Genomic DNA, 10,904 nt, shown 5'->3' with positions numbered 1-10,904 from the left:
GACCTGACCGACAACGTGAACTTCATGGCCTCCAACCTCACCTCCCAGGTCCGGAACATCGCCCAGGTCGCGACGGCCGTCGCCAACGGCGTGCTCTCCAAGAAGATCGACGTGGACGCGCGCGGCGAGATCCTCGAGCTCAAGACCACCATCAACACCATGGTCGACACCCTGTCGTCCTTCTCCTCCGAGGTCACCCGCGTCGCCCGCGAGGTCGGCTCGGAAGGAAGGCTCGGCGGCCAGGCCGAGGTCGAAGGCGTCTACGGCACCTGGGAACGCCTCACCAAGAACGTCAACGAGCTCGCAGGCAACCTCACCACCCAGGTCCGCGCCATCGCCGAGGTCGCCAGCGCCGTCGCCCAGGGTGACATGAGCCGCGCCATCAGCCTCGAAGCCAGAGGCGAGGTCGCCGAGCTCAAGAACAACGTCAACCTCATGGTCGCCAACCTGCGCGAGACCACCAGGGCCAAGGACTGGCTGGAGAGCAACCTCGCCCGCATCGCCGGGCTCATGCAGGGCCACCGCGACCTCGTCGAGGTCGCCGACCTCATCCTCAAGGAGATCACCCCGCTGGTCTCCGCCCAGCACGGGGCCTTCTTCCTCGCCGAGCGCGGCATCAACGAGGAGGCCGTGCTCGCCCTCATCGCCGGGTACGGCTCAGCCCAGGCGGGCGTCGCCACCGGGCCGGTCAAGCTCGGCCACGGGCTCGTCGGCCAGGCGGCCGTGGAGAAGCAACGCATCCTGCTCGACGAGGTGCCGCCCGAATACATCAAGATCAACTCTGGGCTCGGCGAGGCCACCCCGGCCAGCGTCGTCATCCTGCCGATCCCGTTCGAGGACCAGATCCTCGGCGTGATCGAACTCGCCTCGTTCAACCGGTTCAGCGAGGTCCACCTGGCCTTCTTCGACCAGTTCGTGGTGACCATCGGCGTCGCGATCAACACCATCATCGCCAACTCCCGCACCGAGGCGCTGCTGTCGGAGTCGCAGCGCCTGGCCCAGCAGCTCCAGGACCGCTCAGACGAACTGCAGCGGCAGCAGGCCGAGCTGCGCAGGTCCAACGCGGTGCTGGAGGAGAAGGCGCACCTCCTGGCCACCTCCTCCCGCTACAAGTCGGAGTTCCTGGCCAACATGTCGCACGAGCTGCGCACGCCGCTCAACAGCCTCCTCATCCTGGCCAGGCTCCTCGCGGACAACCCCGAGGGCAACCTGTCCGACCAGGAGGTCGAGTTCGCCGGAACGATCCACAACGCCGGCAGCGACCTGCTGCAGCTCATCAACGACATCCTCGACCTGTCCAAGATCGAGGCGGGGCGCATGGACGTGCGGCCGGAGAAGCTGCCGCTGGCCAAGCTGCTCGACTACATCGACGCCACCTTCCGCCCGCTGACCATCGACCGGGGGCTCACCTTCGAGATCGAGGTGCACGAGGGCGTGCCGCGCGAGCTGTTCGCCGACGAGCGCAGGCTGCAGCAGATCCTGCGCAACCTGCTGTCCAACGCGGTCAAGTTCACCTCCAGCGGCGAGGTACGGCTGCGCGTCTCCAGCGCCGGGGCCTTCGCCTTCGACGACACGGCGCTGGAGCCGGTCGACGACGTCATCTCCTTCGCCGTCTCCGACACCGGCATCGGCATCGCCTCGGACAAGCTGCCCGCCATCTTCGGCGCGTTCCAGCAGGCCGACGGCACCACCAGCAGGAAGTACGGCGGGACCGGCCTGGGCCTGTCGATCAGCAGCGAGATCGCCAGGCTGCTCGGCGGCGAGATCCACGCCATCAGCGAACCCGCCGTGGGCAGCACCTTCACCCTCTACGTGCCCGCCCGCTGCCGCACCTCGACGGTCGTCGGCGAGCCCATGGAGGAGTGGCCGCCGGCCGAGCCGCTACGCAAGTCCGTCGAGGCCCGGCCGTCCATGCCGCAGGCGGAATGGCCCAGCCTCGAGAGCGGCGACGACCTGTGGCAGTCGGCCGCCCGGCTCAGCCAGCTCAAGGAGGGCCCCATCGGCGAGGCGTTCGCGGGGCGGCGGGTGCTCATCGTCGACGACGACATCCGCAACGTCTTCGCCCTCACCCACGTGCTCGGCAGGCTCGGCATGGAGGTGCTCTACGCGGAGAACGGGCGGGAGGGCATCGAGGTGCTCGAACGCGAGAGCAACCTGGCTCTCGTGCTCATGGACGTCATGATGCCCGAGATGGATGGCTACGAGACGCTGGGCGTGGTGCGCCAGATGCCGCGCTTCGCCGACCTGCCGATCATCGCGCTGACGGCCAAGGCCATGCCGGGGGACAGGGAGAAGACCATCGCGTGCGGCGCGTCCGACTACGTGCCCAAACCGGTGGACCTCGACCATCTGCTGGAAGTGATGCGCGGCTGGCTCGCGGGGGACCGTACGCAGGAGGTCGTCGGATGAACCGTCAGGTCAAGATCCTGCTCGTGGACGACAAGGACGAGAGCCTGATCGCGCTGGAGGCCGTGCTGCGGCCGCTGCAGCAGATCCTGCTCAAGGCCAAGTCGGGGCAGGAGGCGATGAAGCTCATGCTGCGGCACGAGGTGGCTGTGGTGCTGCTCGACGTGCTGATGCCGGGGATGGACGGGTTCGAGACGGCGGCGCACATCAAACGGCTGGACCAGACGAGCGACGTGCCGATCATCTTCCTGACGGGGGCGGAGAGCGGGTCGGGGGCGTCCTTTCGCGGGTACGCCGTGGGGGCGGTTGACTACATCACCAAGCCCTTCGACCCGTGGGTGCTTCGCTCGAAGGTGACGGTGTTCATCGACCTCTTCCGTAAGAACGTGGTGTTGCGGGAGCAGGCGGAGTTGTTGCGTGAGCTGGTGCAGAACGACGCGGTGCTGGCGCGCAATGGACAGTTGATGTCGGTGTTCGCCGAGCGCCTCGCCCTGGTGGAGGAACAGGTGGCCGCCTGCGTCGCCGAGGACCCAGGGACGGCCGACATGATCAAGGAGCTCGGGGACCGGGTCGCCACCATGCAGTCAGCTTTTGACGCTCTCCGCCTCACCTGAGCTTGCGTGCTGGAGGCGCTGGGTCGAGGTGGCGACCAGGAGGGCGAGGGCGGCGTAGGTGGCTCCGAGCACGCTGACGGCCGACCACCCCGCGGCGCTGTAGGCCCAGGTGGTGGTGACCGCGCCGAGGGCCGAGCCGAGGGAGTAGAAGGCCATGTAGGTGCCGATGACGCCGCTGCTCCGGGCGGGATGGGCGGTGGTGAGCAGGTGCTGGCTGCTGACGTGTACGGCCTGCACGGCGAAGTCCAGCACGATGACGCCCGCGATCAACAACCACAGCGACCACCCCGCCTGGCCGATCAGCAGCCATGAGGCCGTGAGCAGGGCCAGCGACCACCCGGTGACCGAGCGAGCCAGTCCCCGATCTGCCCATCGCCCGGCCCGCGCCGCCCCCAGCGCCCCGACGAGACCGGCGAGCCCGAACAGCCCGATCTCGGCGGTGCCCAGGTGCCACGGCGCGGCGCCGAGAGGGAGCGCCAGCCCGCTCCACAACGTGCCGAACGAGGCGAACAGGAAGAACGCCACCAGCCCGCGGCTGACCAGCAGCCGGTCGCCCACGACCCGTCGTCCGTACCCAGCCTGGGGGTGGCGGACGTCGGCCGTGAGGGTGAACCGAACGGCGGCCGCGAGCATCGCGCAGAGGGCGGCGATGACGAGGTAGACCATGCGCCAGTCGGCCAGCTCACCCAGCGCGCCCGCGACCAACCGCACGCCGAGGATCCCGATGACGACGCCCGAGGTGACCGTACCGATGTTGCGGCCGCGCTCGCCCGCCGGTGAGACGGCGGCGACGTAGGCCACGGTGATCTGGACAACGACGGCGAACAACCCGGCCATGGCCAGCCCCGCGATCGCGACCCCCGCACCGGGCGCGACGGCGACCAGCCCGGCACCGGCCGCCGTGAGCACCAGATGCACGGTGATCAGCCTGCGCCGGTCGAACCGGTCGCCGAGCGGGACCAGCAGCACCAGCCCAGCGAGGTAGCCGATCTGCCCGGCGGCGACCAGCCAACCCAGGTCCCCTTCCGCGAGGCCGAGATCTGCTCCGGCGGTCCGAAGGATCGGCTGGATGCCGTAGATGGCCGACACCGCCACCGCGCACACCAGCGTGAGAACGGCCCGCTGCCTCCCGCCCATATGACTCTCCCCCAGATAAGTTGCAAAACGAAACTGATTTGACGCTAGGGCATACTGGTTTCAGATTGCAACTCATCGGCCGGAGGGGTCAGTGGACGTCACACTCGGTGCTGGAAGCGTTTGGACCGACCCGTCCTGCCCGGTCGCGCGCACGGTCGACCTGATCGGCGACCGGTGGAGCCTGCTGATCATCCGCGACGCGATGGACGGGGCGACCAGCTTCACCGAGTTCCACCAGCGGCTGGGGATCGCACGCAACATCCTCACCGACCGGCTCAGGAGGCTGGTGGAGCACGGCATCCTGGACAAGAGCGGCGCCGAAGACGGACGGCGGCACGTCTACCGCCTCACCGCGGCGGGGCGTGACCTCTTCACCGCCGTGGTGGCCCTGCGCCAGTGGGGCGAACGCCACGCCTTCGCCCCGGGGGAGCCGCACTCCGTCCTCGTCGACGACCAGGGACAAGAGCTCCCTGAACTCCGCGCGCCGATCGCCGTGGAGGCCTCACACGTCCGAAAGCCCACCTGACCATCCGAGCGCACCCCATGGGTCCTGCTGGCGGGCACCCTCGGGCAGTTCCCGTCCGCGCGGGGGTTGCTTCTGCCCACCAATGCACACTGCAGGGCTGCGAGCGTTGACGAAACGATCCACTACCCCAAGGTCGCCTTGGGTCGACTCTGGCATCGCCGCGAACCTTCTCGGTGCCGACGCGCTGTCCGCGAGTTCCCTGCGTTGCTGAACGGTCCGGTGGTTGGGGACCATGTGCGGGCGGAAACTGCCGGAAGTGCTCAGCCGCAGCGGGGGGTTGGAAAGGTCGGACATTTCGCCCGGATCGGCGAGCCTCCGGCGCGGATCGGCGTCTCCGACGTACCTTTGGCATCATGGCCACCCGTACGCCGAAAAGCGCACCGAAGGGGCCGGCGAAACGGTCGGCCTCGTCACGCTCGACGCCTGCCAAGCGCACCCCGGCGTCGTCAGGGCGTTCGCGGGCCAAGAGCTCCTCGCGCAAACCGCCCGCCACCCACCAGGATCCCATCAGCTGGGTCTTCACGATGATCGGCAAGCTGGTCGTCGGGCTGTGGATGCTGCTCGCCAACGGGCTCGGCGCGGCCGCCAGGGCGCTGGGGAACCAGGCGAGGGAGCTCGATCCGGCGCATCGGCGCGACGGGGTCGGGCTCGCCGTACTCGCCGGGGCCATCGTGCTGGCGGCGATGACCTGGCGCGACGACAAGGGCGCTGTCTCCAGCGTGGTCAACACGGTGGTGCACGCCGTGTTCGGGTCGCTGGCCTGGGCCATGCCGCTGCTGCTCGGGTTGCTGGCCTGGCGGTTCCTCAGGCACCCCGACCAGAACGCGGACACCGGGCGCATGGTGATCGGCTGGTCCGCGCTGCTCACCGGCGTGCTCGGCGTGATCCACGTGGCCAACAACACCCCCTACCCCTCCGGTACGCCGGGGGCGGACGGGATGGACAAGGTCGCGCAGGCGGGCGGCATGGTGGGGTTCATCGTCTCGGCCCCGCCGGGAAGCATCCTGCCGTCGTTCATCACGATCCCGCTGCTGCTGATCCTTTCGGGCTTCGGCGTCCTGGTGATCACGGCGACGCCGGTGCACCGGATCCCCGAGCGGCTGGCCGAGCTAAGGCACATGCTGTTCGACCCGAAGTCGCCGCAGCCGGGCGACCAGAACAAGCGCCGTACCAGGGCCAAGAAGCCTGACGTCAGCGACTCGATCAAACCGTACGACACCCCGGTGATCAAGGAAGAGGACAGGCGGGCCGACCACTCGCCGGAGATCGTGCCGGGGCTGACGGACGAGGACGAGCCGCTGCAGCCGCGCAAGCAGGAGCCGCCGCAGCCCACCCCGGCGCCGCGCAAGGTGGAGCAGCTCGTACTGTCCCCGCAGGCCGGGCCGTACGCGCTGCCCGACCTGCAACTGCTCAAGCCCGGCAGCCTGCCCAAGCCCGCGACCAAGGCCAACACCACCGTGGTGAACGCGCTGACCAGCGTCCTGGAGCAGTTCACCATCGACGCCCAGGTGATCGGGTTCACCCGCGGCCCGACGGTGACCAGGTACGAGATCGAGCTGGGCCCGGCGGTGAAGGTGGAAAAAGTCACCGCCCTCACCAAGAACATCGCTTATGCCGTTAAATCGGCGGATGTGCGGATTCTTAGCCCTATCCCGGGCAAGAGCGCCATCGGGGTGGAGATCCCGAACGCGGACAAGGACCTCGTCGCCCTCGGCGACGTGCTCAGGTCCCAGGTCGCCCAAGCCGACCACCACCCGATGATCGTCGGCCTCGGCAAGGACGTCGAGGGTCGCACGATCGTGGCGAACCTCGCCAAGATGCCCCACCTTCTCATCGCCGGCGCGACCGGCGCAGGTAAGTCCGTCTGCGTCAACGGCCTGATCACCAGCATCCTCATGCGCTCCACCCCGGACGAGGTGCGCATGGTGCTCGTCGACCCCAAGCGGGTCGAGCTCAGCGTCTACGAGGGCATCCCCCACCTGATCACCCCGATCATCACCAACCCGAAGAAGGCCGCAGAGGCCCTCGAATGGGTGGTGGGGGAGATGGACCGCCGCTACGACGACCTGGCCGCCAGCGGCTTCAGGCACGTCGACGAGTTCAACAAGGCGGTGCGCGCGGGCAAGCTGGTGCCGCCGCCCGGCAGCGAGCGCGTGTACCAGCCCTACCCGTACCTGCTGGTGATCGTCGACGAGCTCGCCGACCTCATGATGGTCGCCCCGCGCGACGTGGAAGACTCGATCGTACGGATCACCCAGCTGGCCCGCGCGGCCGGCATCCACCTGGTGATCGCCACCCAGCGCCCCAGCGTCGACGTCGTGACCGGCCTGATCAAGGCGAACGTGCCCTCCAGGCTCGCCTTCGCCGTCTCCAGCCTCACCGACTCCCGCGTCATCCTCGACCAGCCCGGCGCGGACAAGCTGGTCGGCCAGGGTGACGCGCTGTTCCTGCCGATGGGCGCGAGCAAGCCGATCCGCATCCAGAACTGCTTCGTCAGCGAGAAGGAGATCGCCGAGATCGTCGCGCACTGCAAGACGCAGATGCAGGCGGAGTACCGCGACGACGTCGCGGCCGTGGTGGTCAAGCGCGAGATCGACGAGGATATCGGCGACGACCTCGACCTGCTGATCCAGGCGGCCGAGCTGATCGTGACCACGCAGTTCGGCTCCACCTCGATGTTGCAGCGCAAGCTGCGCGTCGGTTTCGCCAAGGCGGGCCGCCTCATGGACCTGCTCGAAAGCCGCAACGTGGTCGGCCCGAGCGAGGGTTCCAAGGCCCGCGAGGTCATGGTGAAACCCGATGAGCTGCCAGGACTGCTTGCGGACCTGCGCGGCGAGTGACCCCGCCGTCCCCCGGGCATCTGATTACTGGTTGAATATGGACCACTACAGAACGTCGGGGGCGGGGAGGCGTTTTCGTGAACGAGGAGAGCATCGGGTCGGTCCTGTCGGCGGCCAGGCGGGAGGCCGGCCTGACGGTCGGCCAGTTGAGCGCGACCACGCGCATTCGCGAGGCGCTCGTCTACGCCATCGAGCGTGACGACTTCTCGCTGTGCGGCGGCGGCTTCTACGCCAGGGGACACGTGAAGAATCTGGCCAAGGCGCTGGGGCTCGACCCCGCCGCCATGGTGCAGCTCTATGACGACCAGCAGGGCGGCGTGCCGATACCCGTGCAGGCCTCCACGGTGTTCCAGACGGCCCGCAGGGTGAAGTTGAGGGAACGGCGCGGCCCCAACTGGACGATGGCTCTGGGCGTGGCTCTGGCGCTCGTGGTGGTGTTCGGCGTGGTCAGGGTGATGGGCGGGTCCGGCGAGTTGCCCACTGCGGAGATCCGGCCGGCGTCGAGCGTGCCGAGCGTGCCGCCGAACACCCCGATCTCCGATCCGCCCCGCCGTACCTCGGCCAAGTCGACCGTGAAGCCCGAGTTCGTCACCGTCAAGGTGAAGGCGAAACGTTCGTCCTACATCAACGTGCGGGACGCCAAGGGGCGCAGGCTGTTCTCCGGGACGTTGTCGGCGGGCAAGTCGAACACGTGGAAGGCGCCTTCTCAGGTGAAACTGCTCATAGGCGACGCAGGTGCCGTTTCGCTGCAGGTCAACGGGAAGAACCTGGGCACACCAGGCGATCGCGGCGAGATGGTGCGCCGCTCGTTCGGCCCTTCCGCGCCCCGCCCGAGGTAATACTCCGGGGGAGGTGCGTCGGGTAGTGGCCAACTCCCGATACCGTAGTGTTCACCATGTCATCCCGCCGAACCGCATCGCTGATCACACTGGGCTGCGCGCGCAACGAAGTCGACTCCGAGGAGCTCGCTGCGCGACTCGAGGCTGCCGGTTGGCAGCTCGACGACGACGACCCCGATGTCGTCGTCGTCAACACGTGCGGCTTCATCGACTCGGCCAAGAAGGACTCCATCGACACCCTGCTCGCGGCAGCCGACTCGGGGGCCAAGGTCGTGGCCGCCGGTTGCATGGCCGAGCGCTACGGCAAGGAGCTGGCCGACGCGCTGCCCGAGGCGGGCGCGGTGATCTCCTTCGACGACTACGCCGAGATCGGTGACCGCCTCGACGACGTGCTCGAGGGCAGGGCCCTCGTGCCCCACACGCCGCGCGACCGCCGCACCCTCCTGCCCATCTCGCCGGTGGAACGTGCCGCTGAGGCGAAGAACATCCCAGGACACGGCGGCGAGCTGCCCGAGGGCCTGGCTCCGGCCAGCGGCCCCCGGGTGCTGCGCAAGCGGCTCGACGAGAGCCCGGTGGCCTCGCTGAAGCTGGCCTCCGGCTGCGACCGCCGCTGCACGTTCTGCGCCATCCCCGCCTTCCGCGGCGCCTACGTCTCGCGCAACCCCGAGGAGCTGCTGGCCGAGGCCGACTGGCTGGCCCACCGCGGGGTGCGCGAGCTGGTTCTCGTGAGCGAGAACTCGACCTCCTACGGCAAGGACCTGGGCGACCTGCGCGCCCTGGAGAAGCTGCTGCCCGAGCTGGCGGCCGTCCAGGGCATCGAGCGGGTCAGGGTCAGCTACCTGCAGCCCGCCGAGCTGCGTCCCGGCCTGATCGACGTGATCGCCGGCACCCCTGGCGTCGTGCCCTACTTCGACCTGTCCTTCCAGCACGCCAGCGGCACGGTGCTGCGCAGGATGCGCCGCTTCGGCGACCCCAAGCGCTTCCTCGACCTGCTCGACGCGGTCAGGGCCAAGGCGCCCGAGGCGGGCGTGCGCTCCAACTTCATCGTCGGCTTCCCTGGCGAGACCGAGGAGGAGTTCGGCGAGCTGGTGGGCTTCCTGGAGCAGGCGCGCCTCGACGTGATCGGCGTGTTCGGCTACTCGGACGAGGACGGCACCGAGGCGGCCAACCTGCCGGGCAAGCTCGACCAGGAGACCGTGGACGAGCGGGTCCGCATCCTGACCGAGCTGGCCGAGGAGCTGACCGCGCAGCGCGCTGAGGAGCGCATCGGCACCGAGGTCGACGTGCTCATCGACGAGGACCTGGGCGACGGCGGCTACGAGGGCCGCGCGGCCCACCAGGGTCCCGAGGTCGACGGGTCGGTCACCGTACAGGGCATCGGTCTGGTCCCCGGCCAGATCGTGCGGGCGATCGTGGTCGACGCCGAGGGCGTCGACCTCATCGCGCGCATCAAGGCCGGTCCATGACCAGGGACGAGCGTCGCTTGGTGAGCCCGTGGAACATCGCCAACGTGCTCACCGTCATCCGGCTAGCGCTCGTCCCGTTCTTCGTCTTCTGTCTCTTCCTGCCCAGCCAGGGCTGGCGGCTGGTCGCGCTCGCGCTGTTCGTGATCGGCTCGCTCACCGACTACTTCGACGGGGAGCTGGCCAGGCGCTACGGGCTGATCACCGACTTCGGCAAGATCGCCGACCCGATCGCGGACAAGGCGCTGACCGGTGCCGCCCTGGTGTCGCTGTCGATCCTGGGCGAGCTGCCCTGGTGGGTGACCTCGCTGATCCTGGTGCGCGAGCTGGGCATCACGATCATGCGGTTCATGGTCATCAGGCACGGGGTGATCCCGGCCAGCTACGGCGGCAAGGTCAAGACGGTCCTGCAGATCGCCGCGATCGTGCTCTACCTGCTGCCCTGGGGCCCTGACGTGCTGCGGTGGATCGTCATGGGCGCGGCCGTCGTGGTGACCGTCGCCACGGGCGTCGACTACGTCTGGCGCGCGATCAGGCTGCGCCAGGTGGCCAAGCGGGCCAGGGCGGAATGACCGCGGCCCGCGCTCTCGACCTGCTGGTACGGCGGGGCGCCACGCTCGCCGTGGCCGAGTCGCTGACCGGCGGGCTGATCGGCGCCACGTTCACCGCGGTGAGCGGCGCCTCCAGGTCGTTCAGGGGCGGCGCCATCGTCTACGCGACGGAGCTGAAGCACACCCTGCTGGGCGTGCCCGCCGACCTGCTCGCCCGCGAGGGCGCGGTGCACCCCGACGTGGCGGCCGCGATGGCGACCGGGGTGGCCCGGTTGTGCGTGGCCACATTCGGACTCGCGGTGACCGGCGTGGCCGGGCCCGACCCGCAGGACGGGAAGCCCGTTGGCACCGTTCACATAGCTCTGAGCGGCCCCAATGGTCACATCTGGCACCACGATCTGGCTGGTGGAGGTTCGCGCGAACAGATCCGGGCAAGGACCGTGAACGAGGCGGTTGACCTGCTCGCACGTGTGCTGGAGACGAACACGGGGGAACATTCCGGGTGATTACCGTGTTACGTCGCCAGCG

Annotated in this window: 9 protein-coding genes; 8 read left to right on the top strand and 1 reads right to left on the bottom strand. The window is 69.0% G+C overall.

Features of this window, described 5'->3' with window-relative positions; all coding sequences use genetic code 11:
- Together ACIBG8_RS50790 and ACIBG8_RS50785 are read left to right on the top strand one after the other, a co-directional pair.
- Positions 1-2,409, top strand: a 2,409-nt coding sequence (locus ACIBG8_RS50790; RefSeq protein ID WP_397350587.1) for an ATP-binding protein, incomplete at its 5' end; no start/stop codon positions are given.
- Positions 2,406-3,020 (top strand): two-component system response regulator, encoded by a 615-nt coding sequence (locus ACIBG8_RS50785; RefSeq protein ID WP_397350586.1) that lies wholly within the window; start codon positions 2,406-2,408, stop codon positions 3,018-3,020. The genes ACIBG8_RS50790 and ACIBG8_RS50785, both read left to right, overlap by 4 nt.
- Here the strand turns inward: ACIBG8_RS50785 and ACIBG8_RS50780 are convergent.
- Positions 2,991-4,157: an MFS transporter gene (locus ACIBG8_RS50780; protein ID WP_397350585.1), complete on the bottom strand. Its 1,167-nt coding sequence runs from the start codon at positions 4,155-4,157 to the stop codon at positions 2,991-2,993. The genes ACIBG8_RS50785 and ACIBG8_RS50780 overlap by 30 nt on opposite strands.
- A 91-nt stretch (positions 4,158-4,248) precedes the next feature.
- Here ACIBG8_RS50780 and ACIBG8_RS50775 point away from each other — a divergent pair, with 91 nt between their 5' ends.
- The 6 genes from ACIBG8_RS50775 (at position 4,249) to ACIBG8_RS50750 (ending at position 10,882) form a co-directional block, all read left to right on the top strand.
- A complete protein-coding gene (locus tag ACIBG8_RS50775; protein WP_397350584.1) occupies positions 4,249-4,683 on the top strand; it encodes a winged helix-turn-helix transcriptional regulator in 435 nt (144 codons plus the stop codon).
- Between the two features lie 353 nt (positions 4,684-5,036).
- Positions 5,037-7,523 carry a DNA translocase FtsK 4TM domain-containing protein gene (locus tag ACIBG8_RS50770; protein WP_397350583.1) on the top strand — a complete coding sequence of 829 codons (2,487 nt, stop codon included), beginning with the start codon at positions 5,037-5,039 and terminating at the stop codon, positions 7,521-7,523.
- A gap of 77 nt (positions 7,524-7,600) precedes the next feature.
- Positions 7,601-8,362 (top strand): helix-turn-helix domain-containing protein, encoded by a 762-nt coding sequence (locus ACIBG8_RS50765; RefSeq protein ID WP_397350582.1) that lies wholly within the window; start codon positions 7,601-7,603, stop codon positions 8,360-8,362.
- A gap of 56 nt (positions 8,363-8,418) precedes the next feature.
- Entirely contained in the window at positions 8,419-9,828 is a 1,410-nt protein-coding gene (gene rimO / locus ACIBG8_RS50760; RefSeq protein ID WP_397350581.1) for a 30S ribosomal protein S12 methylthiotransferase RimO, read from the top strand.
- A complete protein-coding gene (gene pgsA, locus ACIBG8_RS50755; RefSeq protein ID WP_397350580.1) occupies positions 9,825-10,397 on the top strand; it encodes a CDP-diacylglycerol--glycerol-3-phosphate 3-phosphatidyltransferase in 573 nt (190 codons plus the stop codon). The genes rimO and pgsA overlap by 4 nt, the downstream gene beginning before the upstream one ends.
- A complete protein-coding gene (locus ACIBG8_RS50750) occupies positions 10,394-10,882 on the top strand; it encodes a CinA family protein (RefSeq protein ID WP_397350579.1) in 489 nt (162 codons plus the stop codon). Before pgsA ends, ACIBG8_RS50750 begins: the two co-directional genes overlap by 4 nt.
- Positions 10,883-10,904: the final 22 nt, after the last annotated feature.

Source organism: Nonomuraea sp. NPDC050556, from assembly GCF_044457355.1.
Taxonomy (GTDB): Bacteria; Actinomycetota; Actinomycetes; order Streptosporangiales; family Streptosporangiaceae; genus Nonomuraea.
The sequence above is the reverse complement of the archived record's forward strand: the minus strand, read 5'-3'. Positions and strand labels throughout refer to the sequence as shown.

Excerpts from the sequence above, each read along its gene's own strand:
- ACIBG8_RS50785 (WP_397350586.1), top strand. The coding sequence starts at position 2,406 with ATGAACCGTCAGGTCAAGATCCTGCTCGTGGACGACAAGGACGAGAGC.
- ACIBG8_RS50770 (WP_397350583.1), top strand. The coding sequence starts at position 5,037 with ATGGCCACCCGTACGCCGAAAAGCGCACCGAAGGGGCCGGCGAAACGG.
- rimO (WP_397350581.1), top strand. The coding sequence starts at position 8,419 with ATGTCATCCCGCCGAACCGCATCGCTGATCACACTGGGCTGCGCGCGC.
- ACIBG8_RS50750 (WP_397350579.1), top strand. The coding sequence starts at position 10,394 with ATGACCGCGGCCCGCGCTCTCGACCTGCTGGTACGGCGGGGCGCCACG.
- ACIBG8_RS50780 (WP_397350585.1), bottom strand. The coding sequence starts at position 4,157 with ATGGGCGGGAGGCAGCGGGCCGTTCTCACGCTGGTGTGCGCGGTGGCG.
- pgsA (WP_397350580.1), top strand. The coding sequence starts at position 9,825 with ATGACCAGGGACGAGCGTCGCTTGGTGAGCCCGTGGAACATCGCCAAC.